Annotated in this window: 23 protein-coding genes; 10 read left to right on the forward strand and 13 right to left on the reverse strand. The window is 61.0% G+C overall.

The window, feature by feature from the left end; translation table 11 throughout:
* Positions 1-31 precede the first annotated feature (31 nt).
* From yihX to fabY, 4 genes are read left to right on the forward strand one after another with little or no spacing between them, the layout of a single operon-like run.
* Positions 32-622 (forward strand): glucose-1-phosphatase, encoded by a 591-nt coding sequence (gene yihX / locus ABTW55_RS12765; protein ID WP_033636494.1) that lies wholly within the window; start codon positions 32-34, stop codon positions 620-622.
* 51 nt (positions 623-673) lie between these two features.
* Positions 674-1,567, forward strand: coding sequence for a virulence factor BrkB family protein (locus ABTW55_RS12770; protein WP_060423704.1), 894 nt, complete (start codon positions 674-676; stop codon positions 1,565-1,567).
* Entirely contained in the window at positions 1,564-2,001 is a 438-nt protein-coding gene (gene dtd, locus ABTW55_RS12775; protein ID WP_016929644.1) for a D-aminoacyl-tRNA deacylase, read from the forward strand. The genes ABTW55_RS12770 and dtd overlap by 4 nt, the downstream gene beginning before the upstream one ends.
* A 20-nt stretch (positions 2,002-2,021) precedes the next feature.
* Positions 2,022-2,969 carry a fatty acid biosynthesis protein FabY gene (gene fabY / locus ABTW55_RS12780; protein WP_033636491.1) on the forward strand — a complete coding sequence of 316 codons (948 nt, stop codon included), beginning with the start codon at positions 2,022-2,024 and terminating at the stop codon, positions 2,967-2,969.
* A 36-nt stretch (positions 2,970-3,005) separates the two neighbouring features.
* Here the strand turns inward: fabY and ABTW55_RS12785 are convergent, their stop codons facing one another.
* Positions 3,006-4,667, reverse strand: coding sequence for an AsmA family protein (locus ABTW55_RS12785; RefSeq protein ID WP_033654517.1), 1,662 nt, complete (start codon positions 4,665-4,667; stop codon positions 3,006-3,008).
* A gap of 128 nt (positions 4,668-4,795) precedes the next feature.
* Positions 4,796-6,196, reverse strand: a complete 1,401-nt coding sequence (locus tag ABTW55_RS12790) for an NCS2 family protein (protein WP_019452186.1) — start codon at positions 6,194-6,196, stop codon at positions 4,796-4,798.
* Positions 6,197-6,436: 240 nt separating this feature from the next.
* Between ABTW55_RS12790 and gltS the strand changes: the two genes are divergently transcribed.
* On the forward strand, positions 6,437-7,648 hold the full coding sequence (gltS, locus tag ABTW55_RS12795) for a sodium/glutamate symporter (RefSeq protein ID WP_033636489.1): 1,212 nt from the start codon (positions 6,437-6,439) through the stop codon (positions 7,646-7,648).
* Positions 7,649-7,690: 42 nt separating this feature from the next.
* Here gltS and recG read toward each other — a convergent pair whose 3' ends face one another.
* The 6 genes from recG to ABTW55_RS12825 all read right to left on the reverse strand — a co-directional run bounded on the left by recG (position 7,691) and on the right by ABTW55_RS12825 (position 14,382).
* Positions 7,691-9,772, reverse strand: a complete 2,082-nt coding sequence (gene recG / locus ABTW55_RS12800) for an ATP-dependent DNA helicase RecG (protein WP_033636486.1) — start codon at positions 9,770-9,772, stop codon at positions 7,691-7,693.
* Positions 9,769-10,464: a tRNA (guanosine(18)-2'-O)-methyltransferase TrmH gene (gene trmH / locus ABTW55_RS12805; RefSeq protein ID WP_060423707.1), complete on the reverse strand. Its 696-nt coding sequence runs from the start codon at positions 10,462-10,464 to the stop codon at positions 9,769-9,771. Before trmH ends, recG begins: the two co-directional genes overlap by 4 nt.
* Before the next feature lie 5 nt (positions 10,465-10,469).
* A complete protein-coding gene (gene spoT, locus ABTW55_RS12810) occupies positions 10,470-12,581 on the reverse strand; it encodes a bifunctional GTP diphosphokinase/guanosine-3',5'-bis pyrophosphate 3'-pyrophosphohydrolase (protein WP_019452189.1) in 2,112 nt (703 codons plus the stop codon).
* Positions 12,582-12,599: 18 nt separating this feature from the next.
* Positions 12,600-12,875 (reverse strand): DNA-directed RNA polymerase subunit omega, encoded by a 276-nt coding sequence (gene rpoZ / locus ABTW55_RS12815; protein WP_004931221.1) that lies wholly within the window; start codon positions 12,873-12,875, stop codon positions 12,600-12,602.
* Positions 12,876-12,929: 54 nt separating this feature from the next.
* A complete protein-coding gene (gene gmk, locus ABTW55_RS12820) occupies positions 12,930-13,553 on the reverse strand; it encodes a guanylate kinase (protein ID WP_033636481.1) in 624 nt (207 codons plus the stop codon).
* 211 nt (positions 13,554-13,764) lie between these two features.
* Positions 13,765-14,382: a trimeric intracellular cation channel family protein gene (locus ABTW55_RS12825; RefSeq protein WP_060423760.1), complete on the reverse strand. Its 618-nt coding sequence runs from the start codon at positions 14,380-14,382 to the stop codon at positions 13,765-13,767.
* A gap of 253 nt (positions 14,383-14,635) precedes the next feature.
* Here ABTW55_RS12825 and ABTW55_RS12830 point away from each other — a divergent pair, with 253 nt between their 5' ends.
* Positions 14,636-15,070: a DUF3574 domain-containing protein gene (locus ABTW55_RS12830; RefSeq protein WP_060423709.1), complete on the forward strand. Its 435-nt coding sequence runs from the start codon at positions 14,636-14,638 to the stop codon at positions 15,068-15,070.
* Between the two features lie 34 nt (positions 15,071-15,104).
* Here the strand turns inward: ABTW55_RS12830 and ABTW55_RS12835 are convergent, their stop codons facing one another.
* The gene (locus ABTW55_RS12835; protein WP_004931212.1) at positions 15,105-16,289 is read right to left on the reverse strand and encodes a NupC/NupG family nucleoside CNT transporter; all 1,185 of its coding nucleotides are present in this window, start codon (positions 16,287-16,289) and stop codon (positions 15,105-15,107) included.
* A 361-nt stretch (positions 16,290-16,650) separates the two neighbouring features.
* On the opposite strand from ABTW55_RS12835, the gene ABTW55_RS12840 reads away from it, so the two are divergent.
* The gene (locus ABTW55_RS12840) at positions 16,651-17,040 is read left to right on the forward strand and encodes a hypothetical protein (RefSeq protein ID WP_033654520.1); all 390 of its coding nucleotides are present in this window, start codon (positions 16,651-16,653) and stop codon (positions 17,038-17,040) included.
* A gap of 55 nt (positions 17,041-17,095) precedes the next feature.
* On the opposite strand, the gene ABTW55_RS12845 is transcribed toward ABTW55_RS12840, so the two are convergent.
* Positions 17,096-17,959, reverse strand: coding sequence for a YicC/YloC family endoribonuclease (locus ABTW55_RS12845; RefSeq protein ID WP_015379441.1), 864 nt, complete (start codon positions 17,957-17,959; stop codon positions 17,096-17,098).
* A gap of 126 nt (positions 17,960-18,085) precedes the next feature.
* Between ABTW55_RS12845 and rph the strand changes: the two genes are divergently transcribed.
* Together rph and pyrE are read left to right on the forward strand one after the other, a co-directional pair.
* The gene (gene rph, locus ABTW55_RS12850) at positions 18,086-18,802 is read left to right on the forward strand and encodes a ribonuclease PH (protein WP_025160305.1); all 717 of its coding nucleotides are present in this window, start codon (positions 18,086-18,088) and stop codon (positions 18,800-18,802) included.
* A gap of 96 nt (positions 18,803-18,898) precedes the next feature.
* Positions 18,899-19,540 (forward strand): orotate phosphoribosyltransferase, encoded by a 642-nt coding sequence (gene pyrE, locus ABTW55_RS12855; RefSeq protein ID WP_004931204.1) that lies wholly within the window; start codon positions 18,899-18,901, stop codon positions 19,538-19,540.
* Between the two features lie 31 nt (positions 19,541-19,571).
* Here the strand turns inward: pyrE and slmA are convergent, their stop codons facing one another.
* The 3 genes from slmA to coaBC form a co-directional block, all read right to left on the reverse strand.
* Positions 19,572-20,168: a nucleoid occlusion factor SlmA gene (slmA, locus tag ABTW55_RS12860; RefSeq protein WP_004931203.1), complete on the reverse strand. Its 597-nt coding sequence runs from the start codon at positions 20,166-20,168 to the stop codon at positions 19,572-19,574.
* 250 nt (positions 20,169-20,418) lie between these two features.
* Complete coding sequence (gene dut, locus ABTW55_RS12865; RefSeq protein WP_033636478.1) at positions 20,419-20,877, reverse strand: dUTP diphosphatase; 459 nt, start codon at positions 20,875-20,877, stop codon at positions 20,419-20,421.
* Positions 20,855-22,072: a bifunctional phosphopantothenoylcysteine decarboxylase/phosphopantothenate--cysteine ligase CoaBC gene (gene coaBC, locus ABTW55_RS12870; RefSeq protein WP_060423762.1), complete on the reverse strand. Its 1,218-nt coding sequence runs from the start codon at positions 22,070-22,072 to the stop codon at positions 20,855-20,857. The genes dut and coaBC overlap by 23 nt, the downstream gene beginning before the upstream one ends.
* 183 nt (positions 22,073-22,255) lie before the next feature.
* Here coaBC and radC point away from each other — a divergent pair, with 183 nt between their 5' ends.
* Complete coding sequence (gene radC, locus ABTW55_RS12875; protein WP_033654522.1) at positions 22,256-22,939, forward strand: DNA repair protein RadC; 684 nt, start codon at positions 22,256-22,258, stop codon at positions 22,937-22,939.
* The last annotated feature ends 177 nt before the right edge of the window (positions 22,940-23,116 follow it).

Raw genomic sequence — 23,116 nt, forward strand, 5'->3', positions numbered from 1 at the left:
TGAAATCTCACCGGCCCATCAGGAGAGGACTATGCTGTATATCTTTGATTTAGGTAATGTGATCGTCGATATCGATTTCAAGCGTGTGCTGGGCGTGTGGAGCAATTTGAGCGGCACGCCGTTGGCGGTGCTGTCCGATCGTTTCACCATGGGTGAGGTGTTCCAGCAACATGAACGCGGTGAAATCAGCGACGAAGACTTCGCCGGCAAGCTGTGCGATGAAATGGGCATCGCGCTCAGCTTCGAGCAATTCGCCACCGGCTGGCAGGCGGTATTCGTCGCGCTGCGCCCGGAAGTGATCGACATCATGCAGCGCCTGCGCAACGAGGGCCACCGGGTGGTGGTGCTGTCGAACACCAACCGTCTGCACTGCAACTACTGGCCGCAGCACTATCCTGAAGTGGCCGCCGCCGCCGATCATCTCTATCTGTCGCAAGATCTCGGCATGCGCAAGCCGGAGGCCGAGATCTACCAGCATGTGCTGGCCGCGGAAAACACCGCCGCCGCCGACGCGGTGTTCTTCGACGATCACCCGGCGAACGTCCTCGCCGCGCAGGCGCTGGGGATCAAGACGGTGCACGTCACCGATCGCGACGTGGTGCCGGCCTATTTTGCTCAATGAGCGTAGGGCGCGTTAAGCTTAAGGCGTATCAACGGACATCAAGGAGTGACCATGTCGTTTTTCCGCCGCAAGAAGCTGCCCTCTGCGATTAAGCCCGGCGTCACCTTCGGACGGCTGCTGTACCAGCGTATCGATCACGATGGCCTGACGATGTTGGCGGGCCATCTCGCCTATGTTTCCCTGCTGTCGCTGGTGCCGCTGGTCACCGTGGTGTTCGCGCTGTTCGCCGCTTTCCCGATGTTTTCCGACATCAGCGAACAGCTGAAGAGCTTCATCTTTTCCAATTTCGTGCCGGCCGCCGGCAACGTCATACAGAACTACCTGGAACAGTTCGTCGCCAACTCCAACAAGATGACCGCCGTCGGCACCTGCGGGCTGATCGTCACCGCGCTGCTGTTGATCTCCTCGGTGGACAGCGTGCTGAACACCATCTGGCGCAGCAAGAACAAGCGGTCGATCGTCTTCTCCTTCGCCGTGTACTGGATGGTGCTGACGCTGGGGCCGCTGCTGGTGGGTGCCAGCATGGCCATCAGCTCCTACCTGCTGTCGCTCAACTGGCTGGCGCAGACCGGCGTCAACGGCCTGGTGGATCAGGTGCTGCGCATCTTCCCGCTGATTTTGTCGTGCGCTTCCTTCTGGCTGCTGTATTGCATCGTGCCGACGGTGCGGGTGCCGCCCAAAGACGCGCTGATTGGCGCGCTGGTGGCCGGATTGCTGTTCGAGCTGGGCAAGAAGGGATTCGCGCTGTACGTCACCATGTTCCCTTCCTACCAGCTGATTTACGGCGTGCTGGCGGTGATCCCGATTTTATTCCTGTGGGTCTACTGGAGCTGGTGTATCGTGTTACTCGGCGCGGAAATCACCGTGACCATCGGCGAATACCGCGACTACCGTCGGCAGAAGGCGGAGCAACAGGAACAGAAACCAGAAGGGCAGCAGGAATGATTGCGTTGATTCAACGGGTGTTAAACGCCAGCGTCACGGTGGGTGGCGAGACGGTAGGCAAGATTGGCCCCGGTTTGTTAGTGTTATTGGGCGTGGAGCAGGGCGATAACGAGCAAAAAGCGCAGCGCCTGTGCGAACGCGTGTTGGGATACCGCATTTTCGGCGACGAGAACGACAAGATGAATCTCAACGTCCAGCAGGCCGGGGGCAGCGTGCTGGTCGTTTCGCAGTTCACCCTGGCGGCGGACACCCAAAAGGGCATGCGGCCCAGCTTCTCGCGCGGCGCCGCACCTTTGGTCGCCGATCGGTTGTATCAATATTTTGTTGGCCAGTGCCGCGAACGCGGCGTAGAGACCCAGACCGGCGAATTCGCCGCCGACATGCAGGTGGCGCTGGTCAACGATGGTCCGGTGACATTCTGGCTACAGGTCTAAGCATTGGAGAACAGGCGTCTATGTATCACCTACGAGTACCCGTAACAGAGCAAGAACTGAAGGAGTATTACCAGTTTCGCTGGGAAATGCTGCGCAAGCCGCTGCACCAGCCGGTGGGTTCGGAAAAGGATGCCTATGACGCCATGGCCCATCACCAAATGGTGGTGGACGAGGCCGGTAAAATCGTCGCCATCGGGCGGCTGTACATCAATGCCGACAACGAGGCGGCGATCCGTTTTCTGGCGGTAGACCCGACGCTGCAGGATAAAGGGCTGGGGACGCTGGTGGCGATGACGCTGGAGTCCGTCGCGCGGCAGGAGGGCGTTAAGCGGGTGGTGTGCAGCGCCCGTGAAGACGCGGTGGACTTCTTCGCCAAGCTGGGGTTCGTCAATCAGGGGGAGATCACTGCGCCGCAGACCACCCCGATCCGCCACTTTTTGATGATAAAACCGGTAGCGACGCTGGACGATATCCTGCATCGCCCCGACTGGTGCGGCCAACTGCAGCAGGCCTGGTATGAACACATCCCGCTGAGCGAAAAGATGGGCGTGCGCATCAGCCAATACACCGGCCAGCGCTTCGTCACCACCATGCCCGAGACCGGCAACCAGAATCCGCACCACACGCTGTTCGCCGGCAGCCTGTTCTCGCTGGCGACGCTGACCGCCTGGGGGCTGATTTGGCTGCTGCTGCGCGAGCGCCACCTCGGCGGCACCATCATTCTGGCGGACGCGCACATTCGCTACAGCAAACCGATTACCGGCAGGCCGCGAGCGGTGGCGGATCTCGGCTCGCTGAGCGGCGACTTGGCGCGTCTGGCGCGCGGCCGCCGCGCGCGCGTGCACGCCGAAGTGCATCTGTTCGGCGACGAGGATAAAGGCGCGGTGTTCGAAGGCACCTACATGGTGCTGCCGGCCGAGCCGGATGTGCCGCTGGATCAGGGCGGCTCTGAGGCGCTGGAAGAGTAAGACGGCGGCCTGCCTGAGGGCGGGCCGCGCAGGGCATTACGGCAGTTGCTGGTTCACCGCTTGGCCGTCGCCGGCGGTGGCCTGCAGATTTCCCTTCAACGAGGCTTTGAACGGCCCGTCGCTGTTCAGCAGCCCTTTCAACTGCAGCTCAAGGTTGCCGTCGCCCGTCAGCGGCACCGGCTGCCATCCCCATTGCTGCAAGGTGTTGATCGGTACCGAACGGCCGCGCAGCGTCAGCTGGAACGGCTTGCCCGGCAGCTGATCGACGGTCGCTTTGGCCTCAAGCAACCCATTAGGCATAAAGGCGCTGAGCTCGGTGACGTTAATCTGATTGGCGTCGGCGTTCAGCGCCAGCGAAGGGCGCCGCACGTCTATCTTGTTGAAGGTCGCCTCGCTGCCGTTCAGGTTGAGCGATCCGGACCATATGCCCCACTGGCGATCGCGCGCCAGCAGCAGGTTGCTGCCGTAGCCGTCCAGCGCGGTGATCTGGAACGGGAATGCCGGGTTGATATCGATGATCAGATTGCGGTTGGTGGTCAGCTTGGTGACGTACACCTCCGCCAGCCAGTCCGGCAGCGGTTTCAGCCACAGTTCGCGCCAGTCGCTCGGCAGGGTGTACTCCAGCGCCGCCATGGCCACTTCATCCAGCTGCAGGCGTTTGCCGGCGCGCAGCCAGTTGCCGGAGGTGCGCAGCAGCCCGCCTTCCCAGCGGGTGGTGAACTGTTGAATGGCGATGCCGGCGGAGGAGAGCCGCAGGGTGGCGATCGGATCGATCAGGTGGAAGCCGCCGTTGATCACGTCGCTGGCGTTGACGTTGAGCGAGCCGTCTTCGCTGCGCCAGTCGCCTTTTTCGACGCTGACGTTTTGCAGCGACAGATCGAGATCGTTAAACGCCCATGCCTTGCCTTCCAGGCGCGCGTCGATCAGATCGAAACGCTTGAGGGTGACCGGCGGCAGGGTGGTAAAGCGCTGCATGAATTCCGCCAGCGTCAGCGGGGTCTGCATGCGCACGCCGCTCAGCCGCAGGCGATCCACCTGCCAACTGCCGTCGGCGGCGCGGCTGGCCACGCCGGTCAGGTCGCCCTGCGCCAGATCGGCGCCGAAGTTGTTCAACAGCAGCTGGCCCTGCTTCTGCTCCCCCTGCACCAACACCTTCGAGGCGGGGATGCCGTTCAGCGTCATCGAACCGGCGCTGAACTGGAACTGGTTGTTATCCCCTAGCAGATGGCCGGCCAGCGGGCGCCACGGCGTGATGCCGGCAGTGACCTGCTGCGCGTTGAGCTGCCACTCGTTATCGTTGGACTGCAACGCCATGTTGCTCAGCTGCAGCACGTCGGCCTGTACAGGCAGCGCCGCCGCCTGCGGCTGCACGTTCAGCGTGCCGTCGCGCAGCGTGACGCTGTGAAAATAGCGCGGCTCGGTGATTTGGCGCAGGCTGAGGCCCAGATCGACGCGTTTGGCGACCAGCGCCTGCGGCTGGCCGTTGCGCGCCAGTTGCACGTCTTCCAGCTCAATCTGGTTCGGCTGGCTCCACGAATGGGTGATTTTTCCTATCGACAGGCGGTATTCGCTGTTGTCGCTGATCCAGGCGCTCAGGCGGCCTGCCGCCCAGCGGGTTTGCCCCACCAGGTACAGCACCACTGCCGCCAGTACGATCAGCAGCAGCAACGTCAGCAACAGCTTTCCGATAAATTTCATCGTCTACATCCGCATCGGTCAAAAAAGATACCCTGTTTATGCCGCAATTGGCCGGGCATCTCAAGGGCAATGGTCTGATAGACAATAAAAAACGGCCGCAAGCGGCCGTTTGAACGCCAATGGACGGGTTACTTCTTCTCGTGTTCCTGCGGGAACACCAGGTTCAGCACGATAGCGGTAATACCGCCGGCGGCGATGCCGGAAGAGAGCAGAGTTTTCAGCCAGTCCGGCGCGAACTGCAGGATCAGCGGCTGCTGGGAGACGCCCATGCCGACGGCCAGCGACAGCGCCATGATCATGATGGCGCGGCGATTCAGACGCTCGCGCGACACGATGCGCACGCCGGAGGCGGCGATCGTGCCGAACATCACGATGGTCGCGCCGCCCAGTACCGGTTCGGGGATGTGCTGCACGAAGCCGGCCACCGCCGGGAACAGCCCCAGCGCGATCAGCATCAGCGCCACCACGAAGCCGACGTAGCGGCTGGCGACGCCGGTCAGCTGGATCACGCCGTTGTTCTGACCGAAGCAGGAGTTGGGGAAGGTGTTGAACACCGCCGACAGCATCGAGTTCAGGCCGTTGGCCAGCACGCCGCCCTTCAGGCGCTTCATGTACAGCGGCCCGCTGACCGGCTGTTCGGAGACGTCGGAGGTGGCGGTGATGTCACCGATGGTCTCGAGCGAGGTGACCATAAAGATCAGCATCAGCGGCAGCAGCAGGTTCCAGTCGAAGCCCAGGCCGTAATAGAGCGGCGTGGGGATGGTGATTGCCGCCGTGGGGGCCGCCGGTGCGTCGGCGGGCAGCATGTCCATCGCCCAGGCCAACAGATAGCCGACCGCCATGGCGATCACCAGCGAAGCCACGCGCAGGTAAGGGTTGCGCTGGCGGTTCAGCAGGATGATTACCGCCAGCACCGCGCCGGCCAGCAGCAGGTTTTTCGGCGAGCCGAAGCTATGATCGTTCATCGCGGCGTAGCCGCCGCCGATCGAGGTCAGGCCGACCTGAATCAGCGACAGGCCGATGATCATCACCACGATGCCGGAAACCAGCGGGGTGATGATGCGGCGCGCCAGATGCAGCACGCGCGACAGCAGAATTTCGGTGCAGGAGGCGACCATCAGGGTACCGAACAGCGCGGCCATCATGGTCGGCACGTCGGCGCCGCCGTTTTTCAGCGCCAGACCGCCCATGATCAGCGGCGAAACGAAGTTGAAGCTGGTGCCCTGAATCGACAGCAGCCCGGAACCCACCGGCCCCCAGGTTTTGATTTGCAGAATGGAAGCCAGACCGGAGGCGAACAGCGACATGCTGATGATGTGCTGGGTATCCTGTGCCGGCAGACCCAGCGCCTGGCAGATCAGCAGGGCCGGGGTGATCACCGCGACGAACATCGCCAGCAGATGCTGGCCGGCGGCAAACAGCGTTTGTGGCAGCGGCGGGCGATCTTCCAGGCGATAAATCAGTTCACTGGCGCGGGGTTCTGAGGCGGCTTGGCGCGCGGCATCAAGCTCGGAGGATGACATGCTCATGGTGTGGCGTTTCCAGATACGGCAAAGCAGGCATTTTAATGCTCCGCCCCACAAAAGCAAACGGTTGCGCGTAAATATTATGTTGCCGACTTTCCTGTTTATGTCGCATTTTCATTCATTTTTTCTTGTCATCTCAGCGTTTTTTACTTCTAATCCTGCACTCATCAAGTTTAAAAACTCAGTGGTTTTCTATAACTTATTATTTTTATTTGGATCTTTTTCCTTACATGGAGTACCTGGATGTTTCATCTTGATACTTATGGCACGTTAGTCGCGGCGACGCTGGTTTTGCTCCTCGGGGGCAAGTGCGTCAGAACCATTCCTCTGCTGCGAAAATATACCATTCCCGCTCCCGTCGCCGGCGGTTTGCTGGTGGCCCTCCTGCTGTTAGCCCTGAAAAAGCTCGTCAACTGGGAAATCAGTTTTGACATGTCGCTGAAGGATCCGCTGATGCTGGCCTTCTTCGCCACCATCGGCCTGAACGCCAACCTGGCGCGTTTGCGCGCCGGCGGCAAGGTGCTGGTGGTGTTCCTGTTCGTGGTGCTGGGGCTGCTTATCGTGCAGAACGCCATCGGCATCGGCATGGCGAAAATGCTGGGGTTGGATCCGCTGATGGGCCTGATCGCCGGGTCGATCACCCTGTCGGGCGGCCACGGCACCGGGGCAGCCTGGAGCAAGCTATTCATCGAGCGCTACGGCTTCGAGAACGCCACGGAAGTCGCCATGGCCTGCGCCACCTTCGGCCTGGTGCTGGGCGGCCTGATCGGCGGCCCGGTGGCGCGCTATCTGGTCAAGCACTCCTCCACGCCGGAAGGCACCCCGGATGACAGCGTGCAGCCGAGCGGCTTCGAGAAGCCGGAAAGCGGCCGTCTGATCACCTCGCTGGTGATGATCGAAACCATCGCCATGATCGCCATCTGTCTGAGCCTGGGGCAGCTGATTGCCGGCCTGCTGGGCGGCACGGTGTTTGAACTGCCGAACTTCGTTTGCGTGCTGTTCGTCGGGGTGATCCTCAGCAACACGCTGGCCTTCACCGGTTTCTATACCGTGTTCGAGCGGGCGGTGTCGGTGCTGGGCAACGTCAGCCTGTCGCTGTTCCTGGCGATGGCGTTGATGAGCCTGCGCCTGTGGGAGCTGGCCTCGCTGGCGCTGCCGATGCTGGCGATCCTGGCGGTGCAGACGCTGGTCATGGCGCTGTACGCGATCTTCGTCACCTATCGGGTGATGGGTAAAAACTACGACGCGGCGGTGCTGGCTGCCGGCCACTGCGGCTTCGGCATGGGCGCCACGCCGACGGCGATCGCCAACATGCAGGCGATCACCGATCGTTTCGGCCCGTCGCACGTGGCGTTTTTGGTGGTGCCGATGGTGGGGGCGTTCTTTATCGATATCGCCAATGCCATCGTCATCAAGCTGTATCTGCTGCTGCCGGTGTTCCCGGCGGTGGGGTGATATCGCGGGTCATCGCGAAAAGGGCGCCTGCGGCGCCCTTTTTTATGCGTTGGAGTAGCGCGCCTTCTCCGGCAGCCAGCGTTCGATCAGCGCCTGGGCGTGCTCCGGATAGTGCTGATGGAGATGGCGAGCGACGCGCTGCACTTCGGGGATCATCGCCTGATCGCGCAGCAGATCCGCCACCTTGAATTCGGCGCTGCCGGTCTGGCGGGTGCCCAGCAGCTCGCCCGGGCCGCGGATCTCCAGATCGCGCTGCGCGATGACGAAGCCATCGTTGCTGTCGCGCAGCACCTGCAGGCGCGTTTGCGCAGTCTTGCTCAGCGGCGTTTTGTACAGCAGCACGCAGTGTGAGGCCACGGCGCCGCGCCCTACGCGGCCGCGCAGCTGGTGCAGCTGAGCCAGGCCCAGCCGCTCCGGGTTTTCGATGATCATCAGGCTGGCGTTCGGCACGTCGACGCCGACTTCGATCACCGTAGTGGCCACCAACAGCTGCAGCTCGCCCTGTTTAAACGCCTGCATCACCGCCTGCTTTTCCTGCGCTTTCATGCGGCCGTGCACCAGCGCTACCTTCAGCTCTGGCAGCGCGGTTTTCAGTTCTTCCCAGGTGGCTTCCGCCGCCTGCGCTTCCAGCAGCTCGGACTCTTCGATCAGCGTACATACCCAGTAAGCCTGCCGCCCCTCTTCCAGACAGGCGCTTTTCACCCGTTGAATGATGTCGGCGCGGCGGGTATCGGGGATGGCGACGGTGGTCACCGGCGTGCGGCCCGGCGGCAGCTCGTCGATGACCGAGGTATCGAGATCGGCATAGGCGGTCATCGCCAGCGTGCGCGGGATCGGCGTGGCGGTCATGATCAGCTGATGGGCGTGGAAGCCTTGCTCTTCGCCTTTCTCCCACAGCGCCAGCCGCTGATGCACCCCGAAGCGGTGCTGCTCATCAATGATCACCAGCGCCAGGCCGTTAAACTGCACCTGCTCCTGGAAGATGGCGTGGGTGCCGACCACCATCGACACCTGGCCGCTGGCGATAGCCTCCTGCTGCGCGATGCGCGCCTTGCCTTTCTGTTTGCCGGCCAGCCAGCCGACCTCCAGCCCCAGCGGTTCAAACCACTGACGGAAATTGTTGGCGTGCTGCTCGGCCAGCAGCTCGGTCGGCGCCATCAGCGCTACCTGCTTGCCGTGCGCGATGGCGCGCAGCGCCGCCAGCGCCGCCACCAGCGTTTTGCCGGAGCCGACGTCGCCCTGCACCAGCCGCATCATCGGGAAGTCTTTTTGCATATCGGCTTCGATGTCGGCCACCACGCGCGTTTGCGCGCCGGTCGGCGAGAACGGCAGCTGGGCGAGAAAACGGTTTTTCAGCCGATCGTCCGGCAGCAGCGGCTGCGCCTGATAGCTCTGCGCGCCGGCGCGCACCGCCAGCATGCTGAGGTTATGCGCCAGCAGCTCTTCAAGGATCAGGCGTTTTTGCGCCGGGTGTTTGCCCAGCTCCAGATCCGCCAGCTGGATGTCCGGCGGCGGGCGATGCAGGGTGTGCAGCGCCTGCGGCAGGCTCATCAGGCCGCCGCTCAGCTCCGGCGGCAGCAGCTCGGCGATAGCGCAGGTATCCAGCAGCTCCAGCGCCTGATCGGTTAGCTTGCGCAGCGTGGCCTGCCGCACCCCTTCGGTGGTGGGGTAGACCGGCGTCAGCGACTCTTGCAGCTCAACCTCGCTGGCTTCGCCCTGAATGCGGTATTCCGGATGGATGATTTCCGCGCCGTGGTTGCCGCGCTTGATCTCGCCGTAGGCGGTCACGCGGCGGCCGGTGGCCAGGCTGTTCTTCATTGCGGCGTTGAAGTTGAAGAACCGCATGGTGAGGATGCCGGTGCCGTCGCTGATCTGGCAGGTCAGCATGCGGCGGCGGCCGAAGCTGATGTCGCTGCGCAGCACTTCCCCTTCTACCGTGGCGTAGATGCCCGGCAGCAGATCGTTGATCGGGTAGAGGCGAGTGCGGTCTTCGTAGCGCAGCGGCAGGTGCAGCAGCAGATCCTGAATGGTCTCGAGGCCGAGTTTGGCCAGTTTGCCCGCCTGGCTGGCGCCAACCCCGGAAAGCGTGGTGAGTGGGACAGCATCCAGCAGGCGGCCTTTCATTTGCGCACCGTCGCCTGCATGGCCGCCCACCATTCGGCGCTGGCGACCACCTGGCCCTGCTCGTCAATCTGCGGGCGTGGCAGCCCTTTGCGCTTGGCTACGTTGGCCAGCACCGGGTAACCGCCTTCGAACAGCAGACGCTGCTGCTCTTCTTCATCCAGCATGCTGTTGTGGCGGCGATACAGGCCGGCGTTCTGCCGCTGGCGCTGCGCTTCATACAGGATCAGCGCCGAGGCCACGGAGACGTTGAGCGATTGCACCATGCCGATCATCGGAATGACGATGTCCCGATCGGCCAGCGCCAGCGCTTCTTCGGTGATGCCGGTTTTTTCCTGGCCGAGCAGCACGCAGGTGGGCCGGGTGTAGTCCACCTCGCGGAAATCGACCGCGCGCGCAGACAGATTGGTGGCCAGAATTTGCATGCCCTGCGCTTTCAGATGACCGACCGCGTCGCCGATGGAACGATGGGTTTTGACGCTGACCCAGCTGTTGCTGCCGGCGGCGGAGGAAACCAGGGTGCGCATGCGGGTGGTGGGCCACACGGCGTGGACCTGATGCACGCCGACGGCGTCGGCGGTGCGGATAATGGCGGAGACGTTATGCGGCTTGTGCACTTGCTCCAGGCAGACCGTCAAATCCGGCTGCCGGGTCGCGAGCATTTCACAAATCCGCGCATAGCGTTCAGGACTCATAAGCGCTAGTTTCGGTTGCGGTTAACTTTGATCACATCCGGCATGATACGGATTTTACGCATAATGTTTGCCAAATGGATGCGATCGCGGGTGGTCAAGCGGATAAAGGCGCTATAAACCCGACCGTCTTTCTCTTCGGTGTTCAGGCTCTGAATATTGGATTCGGCCGCGTTGATCGCCGCCGTCAGGTTGGCCAGCGCGCCCTGGTGGTTGAACATGTCCACCTTGATCTCGGCGATGAACTCCTGCTCGGTCTCTTTATCCCACTCGACCGCCATGAACTTCTCAGGCTCTTTCTGATAGCCGCGAATATTGCGGCAGGACTCATGGTGGATCACCAGCCCTTTGCCCGGGCTGACGTGAGCGATAATCGGATCGCCCGGAATCGGGCGGCAGCACTTGGCGAAGGTGATCAACACCCCGTCGGCGCCCTTGATAGCCAGGTTGCGCACACCGGAGGATGCGCCCAGGCTGGACTGATCGCCCTGCAGGTTCTTCGCCACCACCACGCTCATGGCGTTGCCGAGGCCGATTTCCGCCAGCAGATCGTCCAGCGTCGCCAGCTTCATACGGTCCAGCTCGTGCTGAATGTTTTCCTGCGGGATTTCGGCCAGCTTGCGGCTGCCGCCCAGCGCGTGGTTGAGCAGACGGCGGCCGAGGCCGACGGAGTCGTCGCGCTTGAGGTTCTTCAGCATCTGGCGAATTTTGGCGCGCGCTTTCGAGCTGACCACGAAGTTCAGCCAGGCGGCGTTGGGCCGCGCGCCCGGCGCGGTGATGATCTCGACGGTCTGGCCGCTGGTCAGCGACTGCGACAGCGGGTACGGCTGACGATCGACGCGCGCGCCGACGCAGGCATGGCCGATATCGGTATGCACCGCATAGGCGAAATCGACCGGCGTGGCGCCGGCGGGCAGCTCGACGATGCGGCCTTCCGGGGTGAAAACGTAAATCTCATCCGGGAACAGATCGGATTTGACGCTCTCGATAAATTCAAACGAACTGCCGGCGCTTTGCTGCAGCTCTAGCAGGCTCTGCATCCAGCGCTGGGCGCGGATCTGCGCCGTGGTGCCGGTTTCGCCCTGTTCTCTTTCCTTGTAAGCCCAGTGCGCGGCTACCCCCATCTCAGCCATCTGGTCCATGTCTTCGGTGCGGATCTGCACTTCGACCGGCACGCCGTGCGGGCCGATCAGCGAGGTATGCAGCGATTGATAGCCGTTGGCCTTGGGAATGGCGATGTAATCTTTCACTCGCCCCGGGCGCGGTTTGTACAGGCTGTGCACCTGGCCGAGCACGCGGTAGCAGGTATCGACCTCTTTCACGATCACCCGGAACGCGTAGATATCCATGATGGAATGGAAACGCTGTTCCTTGAGGTGCATCTTGAGGTAGATGGAGTAGAGGTGTTTTTCCCGCCCGCTGACGCGGCAGGCGATGCCGGCTTCGGTCAGTCGCCCTTCGATCTCGGAGAGGATTTTTTGAATCATCTCTTTGCGGTTGCCGCGCGCGGCTTTCACCACTTCCTTGATCACGCGATAACGGTTCGGATACAGCGCCTCGAAGCCCAGCTCTTCCAGCTCGGTCTTCAGGTGATGAATACCCAGACGGTGGGCGAGCGGGCTGTAGATTTCCAGGGTTTCACGCGCGATGCGCCGGCGTTTGTCGGGGCGCAGCGAACCGAGGGTGCGCATGTTGTGCGTACGGTCGGCCAGCTTGATCAGCACGACGCGGATATCCTGCACCATCGCCATGATCATCTTGCGGAAGTTTTCCGCCTGCGCTTCTTTCTTGTCCTGGAACTTCAGCTTGTCGAGCTTGGAGACGCCCTCAACCAGTTCGGCGACGCTCTTGCCGAACAGCTGTTCCATATCTTGATAGGTGGCTGGGGTGTCTTCGATGACGTCGTGCAGCAATGCCGCCATCAGCGTCTCGTGATCGAGACGCATTTCCGCCAGGATGCAGGCCACGGCGACAGGGTGAGTAATGTAAGGCTCACCGCTGGAGCGTGTCTGGCCCTCGTGCGCGTCGCGCGCGACGAGGTATGCCTGTTTGAGGCGCTTAATCTGCTCCTCGGGCAGGTAACGTTGAATCAGCAGATTCAGGCTTTCAAACAGGTACAAGGCGGACTCGCAGTCTAATTAACGACGACCTTCAGCAATCGCGGTAACCGCTTGAATCTCTGCGGCTTCCTGCTCTTGCTGTTCCTGGCGCTCACGCACGTCGAGGATCTGGCTGGTGATCAGGCCTTCTTCGATTTCGCGCAGGGCGATAACGGTGTACTTGTCGTTCTCTTCCGGAACCAGTGCATCTTTGCCGCCGGTCTGGATCTGACGCGCCCGACGAGCAGCGACCAACACCAGGTCAAAACGGTTACCAATTTTCTCTACAGCGTCTTGAACAGTTACGCGTGCCATATTTGTGCTACTCCACAGGTGACGAAAAGACTGGGCATGATACTGAAACTGCCTTCAGTCTGCCAATAGTTTGCTGATTAAAGCGTCATGCCGCAGCAACTGGCGGCCCAAACGCAGGCGTTCGGCGCGAATGATGGTCTTCAGATCGGACAGCGCCAGATCGAAATCATCGTTCACGATCAGGTAATCGTACTCCGCGTAATGCGTCATTTCCGCCACGGCCTGAGCCATGCGCTTGGCGATCACCTCTTCGGAATCCTGCCCGCGCCCGCGCAGGCGGCGGCCCAGTTCTTCCTTCGACGGCGGCAGAATGAAGATGCTGCGCGCCTGCGGCATTTTGGCGCGGATTTGCTGCGCGCCCTGCCAGTCGATATCCAGAAACACGTCCACGCCGGTCGACAATACTTGTTCGATGGCGGCGCGCGAGGTGCCGTAATAGTTGCCGAACACTTCGGCGTGCTCAAGAAACGCGTCCTGCTCGATCATCCGGCGGAATTCGTCTTTCGAGACGAAGAAATAGTGCTCGCCGTGATTTTCACCCGGGCGGCTGTCGCGCGTGGTGTGCGAAACCGAAACCTGCGTGTCGTACAGCGGTTGCGTCTTTAACAAAGCCTGAATCAGACTTGATTTACCTGCGCCACTGGGAGCAGAGACAATATAAAGCGTGCCTTGAGCCATGATGATGTTCGTTGATAACGGTTGATATGCCAATAACAGCGGATGTGTATTTTCTCCGCACAGTATACACGGCTAACGCGCCGGGTGCAGCGTTAGCTCGCATTTTGCCCGCCGCTTTGCGCGGAAAAAGCGGCGAATGAGCGAATTTGCGCGTCGAAGGGCGACATTTCTGCAGTTTTGGCCTCGGCGGCGGCGCGTTGCCGCCCCGAGATCAGTGATCCGGATGCTGGTAGTTGAACACCGGCAGGCCAAGGCGGAAGCGCAGGGCGATCAGGCGCGCGCTCAGGCCGGCGACCAGCGTGAGGATCACCACCAGATTGTGCGGCAGGCTGAGGTGCTGCAGGCCGATATACAGCCAGGCGGCGCTGAAGGAGATGCCGGCGTAGATCTCCTTCTGGAAAACCAGCGGGATACGGTTGCAGAGCATGTCGCGCAGCACCCCGCCGAAGACGCCGGTGATCACCGCGGCGATGGCGGCGATAATGGCGCTGTGTCCCATATCCAGGGCCACCTGCGCGCCGATGATGGAGAAGACGATCAGGCCGACGGCGTCGAGCACCAGGAACAGGCGGCGCAAATGGCGCATCAGGGGAGCCACCCAGGTGGTGACGATCGCCGCTATCGCGACGATGACGATGTATTCCGGGTGTTTGACCCAGCCCAATGGAAAATGCCCGAGCAGCATATCGCGCACCGACCCGCCGCCGATCGCCGTGACCGAAGCGATGATGATCACGCCGAACATGTCCATTTGGCGGCGGCCGGCCGCCAGCGCGCCGGTCATGGCTTCGGCGGTGATGCCGATGATATAAAGGATGCTCAGTAACATAAGGGATTCACAGCGTACTTGCGTCAGAATGATGGCCGGCAGGGTAATCGCCGCCGAGGACGCGCGCCACTGAGTTTTTTTCACCGATGGCGTTTCGGATTAATTTAGCTAATCCAAACTCCGTTTTTATTGCCGATAACCAGCCTTTTTTAACATCTGGCTGTTGATGAAAGCATTAGAAATTTCGCGCTGGTTTCCATCGCTGACTATGCTTTTTGCAGCGAATCCTTCAACCGATAAACCGAGACTGCAGATGAAAAACTCCCCGAGATTGGCCGCCGGCGGCGTGGTGGCCGCCCTGCTGCTGAGCGGCTGCGTGGCGCCAGGCCACCAGGCTGTGCCACCCGCCCCGGCTTGCCGCACCGGCGATCCGCTGGTGCAGACAACGCTCTACTTCGGCCTGAATCGCCCGGCGGGGCCGGCGATCACCGCCGCCGAGTGGCAAACCTTCGTCGATAGCCAGGTGACGCCGCGCTTTAAAGACGGGCTGACGGTCTTTGATGCCAAAGGGCAGTGGCTGGGCCACGACGGCAAGCTGGCGCGCGAGAACAGCAAGGCGCTGCTGCTGATCCATGCGCCGGGCAAAGAGAGCGAGGCGAATATCGAGGCGCTGCGCAGCGGCTACAAGCAGCAGTTTGCGCAGGATTCGGTAATGCGGGTGGATGCGCCGGTGTGCGTGGCGTTTTAAAGCGAACTCCCGGCCCTGCGGCCGGGAGTGGGGATTACAGCACCAGGCCGGCGATGGCCGCCGACAGCAGGCTCACCAGCGTCGAGCCGTAAACCAGCTTCAGGCCAAAACGGGAAACCACGTTGCCTTGCTGCTCGTTCAGCCCCTTGATGGCGCCGGCGACGATGCCGATGGAGGCGAAGTTGGCGAACGACACCAGGAACACCGACAGAATGCCCAGCCCGCGCGGCGACAGCTCCGCCGCGATTTTCTTCAGCTCAATCATCGCCACGAATTCGTTGGCCACCAGTTTGGTCGCCATGATGCTACCCGCCTTCAGAGCCTCTTCCGCCGGGATACCGATCAGCCAGGCCAGCGGATAGAACACATAGCCGAGGATCTGCTGGAAGCTGATGCCGAGCACCGCGGAGAACAGCGCATTGACGGCGGAGATCAGCGCGATAAAGCCGATCAGCATCGCCGCGATGATCATCGCAATCTTGAAGCCGGCCAGAATGTATTCGCCCAACATTTCGAAGAAGCTCTGATCTTCATGCAGTTTGTTCAGCTTCAGCTCCGGCTCGTCTTCGACCTGATACGGGTTGATGATCGACAGAATGATGAAGGTGCTGAACATGTTAAGGATCAATGCCGCCACCACGTACTGCGCGTCGATCATCGACATGTAGGCGCCGACGATGGAGAGCGATACCGTCGACATGGCGGTCGCGGCCATGGTGTACATGCGGCGCGGCGAGATATCGCCGATGATGCCTTTATAGGCGATGAAGTTCTCCGACTGCCCCAGCACCAGCGTGCTGACGGCGTTGAACGATTCCAGCTTGCCCATGCCGTTGACCTTGGACAGCAAGGTGCCGACCAGGCGAATGATCAGCGGCAGGATGCGGAAATGCTGCAAAATGCCGATCAGGGCGGAAATAAAGATGATAGGGCACAAAACGCCGAGGAAGATGAATGCCAGACCATCCTTGCTCATGCCGCCGAACACGAACTCCGATCCTTGGGCGGCGTAGGCGAGCAGGGTGTCGAAGAAGCCGGCGACGTGTTTGATCACGCTGAGTCCGCTGGCGGAGTGCAGGAAGAAATAGGCCAGCGCGCCTTCGATCACCAGCAGCTGGATGATATAGCGCAGGCGGATTTTCTTGCGATTATTGCTAACCAGCAGCGCCAGGGCGATGATCACCACCAGAGCCATAATAAATTGCAGAATTTGTGGCATAAACGGTCCGTACGGTTCACGGGCAGGAAAAAAACACATTTAGCCACAGCATCGCCGCCCTTTCATTACCTTGCGTGATAATTAGAACAAAATACTTATGGCGTGCGGGATATCTTGCCGATTGTCATCCGCACGCGCTGCTCGGCAGTTTTTCATAAGCTTCCCGGTGGCCGGTTGCCCAGAGGCCTGCCGGCTCGCAACCTGATGCAATCGCCGTCACTCGCGTGCAAACGCCTGGAATCTGGCTCGCAACTGGCGCTTTTTCATGGCGTAAAGCGTGGTTTTCTCGAGAGAGGCAGAGAAAAATGCCTGAACAAGGCGCCACGACCGGCGCGTATTCTCTCGGACAAGGAGGCGAACGATGAATACCGGCACGTTGCTCAGGGCGCTGGCCAACGGCGTTAATCCCGACACCGGCGAGCTGTTGAGACCGGCTTCGGCGGCCTGTGCGCCGGAGGCTATCCGCCTGCTGTTCGCGTTGGCCAACGAGTTCGACGGTGAAGTCGAACTGCAGAAAAAAGCCCGGCTGACGCCGGAGGAGAAGCGGCAGAAGAATCTGGCCGAGGGCCGGCCGGCCAATGCCTACTTCCCTTGGCCGGAAGAAGAAAAACTGCGGCTGCGTGAGAGCCATGCGGCCGGGGCGACGCTGGAAGCGCTGAGCGATGAGTTCGAGCGCTCAACCTGGAGCATTGCGGTGCAGCTGCAGAAAATGGGGCTGATTGATGAAGAGCAGGCGGCCGCCCATCGCTGATCTGCAGCCATAAAAAAGCCCGCTTGGCGCGGGCTTGATGGCATGCGGGGCAGGATCACTCGATGTTCTGGATCTGCTCGCGCATTTGCTCAATCAGCACTTTCAGCTCGATGGCGGAAGCGGTGACGTCGGCATTGATCGACTTGGAGGCCAGGGTGTTCGATTCGCGGTTGAACTCCTGCATCATAAAGTCGAGGCGGCGGCCGACGGCTTCTTTCTTCTTCAGAATGTTGTGCGTCTCTTTCACGTGCGCTTCCAGACGGTCCAGCTCTTCGGCGACGTCGATGCGCTGCGCCATCAGCACCAGCTCCTGCTCCAGGCGGGTGTTTTCCAGCTGTACCTGTGCCTCTTCCAACTTGCTGACCAGGCGCTCGCGCTGCCATTGCAGGATGTTCGGCATCTGGGCGCGCACTTTGACCACTTCGGCGCTGACGCCGTCGAGGCGCTGTTCGATCAGCGTTTTCAGCGCGGCACCTTCGCTTTCGCGTGCGACGATGAAGTCATCCAGCGCGCCGTCCAGCGCCTGCATCAGCTCGGCGCTGATGGCGTCCAGATCCTGCTCCTGCGCGGACATCACGCCCGGCCAGCGCAGCACGTCGATCGGGTTGATTTCACCTTCGTCGCTCTGCATTTTCACCCAGTTGGCGGCTTCGACCAGCTGTTTGGCCAGTTTTTCGTTCAGGATCAGCGAGCTTTGCGCGCTTGGATCCAGCTCGAAACGCAGGTTGCATTCGACTTTGCCGCGGGTCAGGCGGCCACGGATACGTTCACGGATCACCGGCTCCAGGCTGCGGAATTGTTCCGGCAGGCGGATGTAGGTTTCTAAGTAGCGCTGGTTAACGGAACGCAGCTCCCAGGCTGCGCTGCCCCATTCACCCTTGATTTCACGCCGGGCGTAGGCGGTCATGCTGCGGATCATTGATGCGTACCCGTAATAGGAAAAGATGGGGCGATTATAGCGTCGCGGCTGCGGGCAGGATAGGCATTACGTCACGAAGCCCGTATAATGCGCAGCCAATAGTTGATTTGAAGCCGGAGAGAGCCCATGCGTCCTGCAGGCAGAGCACCACAGCAAGTTCGCCCCCTGACACTGACCCGTCACTATACCAAACACGCTGAAGGTTCAGTGCTGGTTGAGTTTGGCGATACAAAAGTCTTGTGCACCGCCACGGTAGAAGAGGGCGTTCCGCGCTTCCTGAAAGGCCAGGGGCAAGGTTGGATCACCGCCGAGTACGGCATGCTGCCGCGCTCCACCCACAGCCGCAACGCTCGTGAAGCCGCCAAAGGCAAACAGGGTGGCCGCACGCTGGAGATCCAGCGCCTGATCGCCCGCTCGCTGCGCGCCGCGGTAGACCTGAAAAAGCTCGGTGAATTCACCATCACCCTCGACTGCGACGTACTGCAGGCCGACGGCGGTACCCGAACTGCCTCGATCTCCGGCGCCTGCGTGGCGCTGGCCGATGCGTTGAACACGCTGGTGGCCAACGGCAAGCTGAAAGCCAACCCGATGAAGGGCATGGTGGCGGCGGTTTCGGTCGGCATCGTCAATGGCGAAGCGCTGTGCGATCTGGAGTATGTGGAGGATTCCGCAGCGGAAACCGACATGAACGTGGTGATGATGGAAGATGGCCGCATGATTGAGGTGCAGGGCACCGCCGAAGGCGAGCCGTTCAGCCACGATGAGCTGTTGGCGCTATTGGCGCTGGCCCGAGGGGGCATCGAAACCATCTTCCAGGCGCAGAAAGCGGCGCTGGCGGACTGATTTTTTAAGGCGACTGAGAAGTCGCCTTTTTTATGCCCGGTGATCGGGCGGCAGTAATAACAAGACCTAAGCAGATTCAGACGAGGAGAAGCAGTAATGAAAGCCTATCAGCGCCAGTTTATCGAGTTCGCGCTTAACAAGCAGGTATTGAAATTCGGCGAGTTCACCCTGAAATCCGGCCGCACCAGCCCGTATTTCTTCAACGCCGGCCTGTTTAATACCGGGCGCGATCTTGCGCTGTTGGGGCGCTTCTACGCCGAAGCCCTGATGGACTCCGGCATCGATTTCGACCTGCTGTTTGGCCCGGCCTATAAAGGCATTCCTATCGCCACCACTACGGCGGTGGCGTTGGCGGAACACCATGAGCGCGACGTGCCTTACTGCTTTAACCGCAAGGAAGCCAAGACCCACGGCGAAGGCGGTTCGCTGGTAGGCAGCCCGCTGCAGGGGCGCGTGATGTTGGTGGACGATGTGATCACCGCCGGCACCGCGATCCGCGAGTCGATGGAAATCATCGGCGCCAGCGGCGCTTCGCTGGCGGGCGTGCTGATTTCCCTCGACCGTCAGGAACGCGGCCGCGCGGATATCTCCGCCATTCAGGAAGTGGAACGCGACTATCACTGCAAGGTGATTTCGATCGTGACGCTGAAGGACCTGATCGCCTATCTGGAAGAGAAGCCGGAAATGGCGGACCACCTGGCGGCGGTGCGCGCTTACCGTGAGCAGTACGGGGTGTAAGTAAAAACGCCGGGCATGCCCGGCGTTATCTTTATTGCAGCTGGGCCGCCAACAGCGGCCAGCGGGCGTCGAATTCCTGCGTTGGGCGATAGCGGAATTCCGAACGCACATAGCGCGACAACATGCCTTCGCAGAAGGCCAGCAGCTGGCTGGCCAGCAGCGTTTCATCGACGATAAAGCCTTTGCCTTCGCGCAATTTGCGCTCTTTCAGCACCTGTCGCAGCTGCGCCTCGATGCGTTCGAACAGCTGGTTGATGCGGCCCTGCAGGCGATCCTGTTCAAACATCAGCGCGTGGCCGGTCATGATGCGCGTCAGCCCCGGGTTGCGTTCCGCAAAGCCCAGAATCAGCAGTAAAATCAGGCGCAGACGATTAAACGTCTCTTTCTCGTCCTGCAAGATCAGGTTGATGCGGGTGATCAGGCTGTCTTCGATAAACTCGATCAGGCTGTCGAACATCCGTGTCTTGCTGGGGAAATGCCGGTACAGCGCAGCTTCAGAAACACCCACGTTCGCGGCGAGCTTGGCGGTGGTGATGCGTTGGCTGCCGTCGCTGGACTCCAGCATCTGGGCTAACGCCTGCAATATTTCCTCGCGCCGATTCCTTTTCGTCTTTTCTTTTTCTGCCATGTCTGATTAGACCCTTGCTAAAACTTAACTGACGGAAACCCGGGCACCGGCCGCTGCAGAGCAGGCTCTGTGCGGCTTATGTGATAGCTTTTTTACGATGCTGGGGTCAGCGGCCTTAACGGCCTTTTCCGCGCTGCCTGGTGTGCGCTGCAATTGTCGCGGTAAAACCTTACCGCAGAGACATCCTTCTCCCCGGAAAGGCAAGGTTCAGGCGACGTTTCCCTGCCGGCCCTCGTGCCTTGGGTGGCGCTTAGTGGCGCCCCGAGTGGCCGAAGCCGCCTTCGCCGCGCTCGCTGCCGTCGAATTCTTCCACCAGGTTGAATTCTGCCTGCACCACCGGCACGAAGACCATCTGCGCGATGCGTTCACCCGGCTCTATGGTGAAGTGCTTCTGGCCGCGGTTCCAAACGGACACCATCAGCTGGCCCTGATAATCGGAGTCGATCAGGCCGACCAGGTTGCCCAACACGACGCCGTGCTTATGGCCCAGGCCTGAGCGCGGCAGGATCACCGCCGCCAGGCTTGCGTCGGCGATATGGATCGCGAGGCCGGTAGGCAGCAGCGTGGTTTCACCCGGCGCCAGCTCTACCGCGCTGTCCAGGCAGGCGCGCAGGTCGAGACCGGCGGAGCCCGGGGTGGCGTAGGTCGGTAGCGGGAAATCCTGACCGATGCGCGGGTCGAGGATCTTAACGTCGATTTTTTTCATCATAACGGCTGACTATCTCGTCTATTAAACGTTGGCCAAGGAGTGCCTTGTCGCTCAGCGCCAGGCGTTTCTCTCCATCCTGCCAAAAAAGGTGCAGGGCATTGGTGTCGCTGTTGAACCCGTGCTCTGCAAGCGATACATCGTTAGCGCAAATCAAATCCAGCTTCTTACGCGCCAGTTTTTGCCGCGCGTATTCTTCCACATTCTGGGTTTCGGCGGCAAACCCCACGACAAACGGTCGATTTTTGGTCATCGCCGCCACGCCGGCGACGATGTCGGGGTTTTTTACCATCTTGAGGATGATTTCATCACCCTGTTTTTTTATTTTTTCATCGGCGATCCGCTCGGGGCGGTAGTCGGCCACGGCGGCGCAGGAGATGAAAATCTGCTGCTGCGCGGCGCGCTGTTGCACCGCCTGCTCCATCTCCAGCGCGCTGGTGACGTCCACTCGGGTGACCGATGGCGGCGTCGGCAGGCTGACCGGCCCGGCGATCAGCGTCACCTGCGCGCCGCGGGCGGCGGCGGCGTGGGCGATGGCGAAGCCCATTTTGCCGGAGCTGTGGTTGCTGATGAAACGCACCGGATCCAGCGCTTCACGCGTCGGGCCGGCGGTGATCATAACCTGCAAATGTTGCAGATCCTGCGGGGCGGAAAAATGCGCGTTCGCCAGGTCGACGATGTTCAACGGATCCAACATGCGGCCCGGGCCGACGTCGCCGCAGGCCTGGCTGCCGCTGTCCGGCCCCCAAAGCAGCATGCCGCGCGCCTGCAGCGTTTGCAGGTTGGCCTGCGTGGCGGCGGCGCGATACATCTGCTGGTTCATGGCGGGCGCGGCGGCGATGGGGGCATCGGTCGCCAGGCAGACGGTGGTCAGCAGATCGTTGGCCATGCCGGCGGCGACGCGCGCCAGCAGATCGGCGGTCGCCGGCGCCAGAATAACCAGATCCGCCCACTTGCCGAGTTCGATGTGGCCCATGGCGGCTTCGGCGGCGGGATCCAACAGATCGTCGGACACCGGGTAGCCGGAAACGGCCTGCAGCGTCAGTGGCGTAATGAACGCCTTGGCGGCGTGGGTCATCACCACGCGCACTTCCGCGCCCCTGTCGCGCAGGCGGCGCACCAGCTCTGGGCATTTGTAAGCGGCGATGCCGCCGCTGATGCCAAGCACAATATGTTTGCCGGAAAGTCCCGTCATCATCATTGTCCGATTGAAAGCCGAAAGATGCGCCATTTTAGCATATCCGCCGTTCAGGTGAGCGATTCCGCAATGGCTGCAGGGCGTTACATTGTGCTTTGCGAAACACTTCGCAATGTTATCAAACACCTGTCGAACGCGCCGGGTGGCACATGGCATGCTGTAGCCCTTTCAGGGAGGAACACGATGAGCAACTCGATTGTGGCGTGCTGGCCGGGCGCGCTGGCACCGCGTGAAAAGCTGCTGATGCAGGGGGCGGCGGCGCTGTCCGACGCAGAGCTGTTGGCCATTTTCTTGCGCACCGGGTTGCCCGGCGTGCACGTGATGCAGCTGGCGGAGCAGCTGCTGCGCCGGTTCGGCTCGCTTTATCACCTGATGTCGGCCGATCATCAGGCTTTTTGCAGCCAAAAAGGCCTGGGGGACGCCAGCTATACGCAGCTGCAGGCGATTGCCGAGCTGGCGCTGCGCTTCTTTTCCAGCCATTTGTCGCAGGAAAACGCCATGCTCAATCCGCGCGTCACCCAGCATTATCTGCAAAGCCTGCTGGCGCATCGCGAGCGGGAGGTCTTTTTGGTATTGTTTTTAGACAATCAGCACCGGGTTATTCGCCATCAGGAGATGTTTGCTGGTACCATCAGCAGCGTCGTCGTCTACCCGAGAGAAATTGTGCGCGAAGCGTTGAAGGCTAATGCCGCCGCGCTGATTCTCGCGCATAATCACCCTTCGGGTAAGGCTGAACCCAGTCATGCCGACCGCTTGATAACGGAACAGGTGGTGAAAGCCTGTCAGTTATTGGAGATCCGAGTGCTTGATCATTTGGTGATCGGTCGGGGTGAATGCGTCTCTTTTGCCGAGCGCGGATGGCTTTAAGCGATTTTTTCGCGATCCTTGTGGGATCTTTAGCTGTTCGGGACTTGAGCACTTACGCTTCAGAGCGTATACTACGCCACCTTTGAGAATCTTGGGTTTGGCGCAAGAGCCTATCTCAGCAGGTTTCTGACCTGATGTGTGGTTTCTACCTGATGACGAGAGTCTCCTCAGTATGAA

The organism is Serratia sp. SM04 (assembly GCF_040280225.1).
GTDB lineage: Bacteria > Pseudomonadota > Gammaproteobacteria > Enterobacterales > Enterobacteriaceae > Serratia > Serratia sarumanii.

Bases quoted from the DNA above. Each gene is read 5' to 3' on its own strand.
- yihX (WP_033636494.1), top strand. From the start codon at position 32: ATGCTGTATATCTTTGATTTAGGTAATGTGATCGTCGATATCGATTTC.
- ABTW55_RS12770 (WP_060423704.1), top strand. From the start codon at position 674: ATGTCGTTTTTCCGCCGCAAGAAGCTGCCCTCTGCGATTAAGCCCGGC.
- dtd (WP_016929644.1), top strand. From the start codon at position 1,564: ATGATTGCGTTGATTCAACGGGTGTTAAACGCCAGCGTCACGGTGGGT.
- fabY (WP_033636491.1), top strand. From the start codon at position 2,022: ATGTATCACCTACGAGTACCCGTAACAGAGCAAGAACTGAAGGAGTAT.
- ABTW55_RS12785 (WP_033654517.1), bottom strand. From the start codon at position 4,667: ATGAAATTTATCGGAAAGCTGTTGCTGACGTTGCTGCTGCTGATCGTA.
- ABTW55_RS12790 (WP_019452186.1), bottom strand. From the start codon at position 6,196: ATGAGCATGTCATCCTCCGAGCTTGATGCCGCGCGCCAAGCCGCCTCA.
- gltS (WP_033636489.1), top strand. From the start codon at position 6,437: ATGTTTCATCTTGATACTTATGGCACGTTAGTCGCGGCGACGCTGGTT.
- recG (WP_033636486.1), bottom strand. From the start codon at position 9,772: ATGAAAGGCCGCCTGCTGGATGCTGTCCCACTCACCACGCTTTCCGGG.
- trmH (WP_060423707.1), bottom strand. From the start codon at position 10,464: ATGAGTCCTGAACGCTATGCGCGGATTTGTGAAATGCTCGCGACCCGG.
- rpoZ (WP_004931221.1), bottom strand. From the start codon at position 12,875: ATGGCACGCGTAACTGTTCAAGACGCTGTAGAGAAAATTGGTAACCGT.
- gmk (WP_033636481.1), bottom strand. From the start codon at position 13,553: ATGGCTCAAGGCACGCTTTATATTGTCTCTGCTCCCAGTGGCGCAGGT.
- ABTW55_RS12825 (WP_060423760.1), bottom strand. From the start codon at position 14,382: ATGTTACTGAGCATCCTTTATATCATCGGCATCACCGCCGAAGCCATG.
- ABTW55_RS12830 (WP_060423709.1), top strand. From the start codon at position 14,636: ATGAAAAACTCCCCGAGATTGGCCGCCGGCGGCGTGGTGGCCGCCCTG.
- ABTW55_RS12835 (WP_004931212.1), bottom strand. From the start codon at position 16,289: ATGCCACAAATTCTGCAATTTATTATGGCTCTGGTGGTGATCATCGCC.
- ABTW55_RS12840 (WP_033654520.1), top strand. From the start codon at position 16,651: ATGAATACCGGCACGTTGCTCAGGGCGCTGGCCAACGGCGTTAATCCC.
- ABTW55_RS12845 (WP_015379441.1), bottom strand. From the start codon at position 17,959: ATGATCCGCAGCATGACCGCCTACGCCCGGCGTGAAATCAAGGGTGAA.
- rph (WP_025160305.1), top strand. From the start codon at position 18,086: ATGCGTCCTGCAGGCAGAGCACCACAGCAAGTTCGCCCCCTGACACTG.
- pyrE (WP_004931204.1), top strand. From the start codon at position 18,899: ATGAAAGCCTATCAGCGCCAGTTTATCGAGTTCGCGCTTAACAAGCAG.
- slmA (WP_004931203.1), bottom strand. From the start codon at position 20,168: ATGGCAGAAAAAGAAAAGACGAAAAGGAATCGGCGCGAGGAAATATTG.
- dut (WP_033636478.1), bottom strand. From the start codon at position 20,877: ATGATGAAAAAAATCGACGTTAAGATCCTCGACCCGCGCATCGGTCAG.
- coaBC (WP_060423762.1), bottom strand. From the start codon at position 22,072: ATGATGACGGGACTTTCCGGCAAACATATTGTGCTTGGCATCAGCGGC.
- radC (WP_033654522.1), top strand. From the start codon at position 22,256: ATGAGCAACTCGATTGTGGCGTGCTGGCCGGGCGCGCTGGCACCGCGT.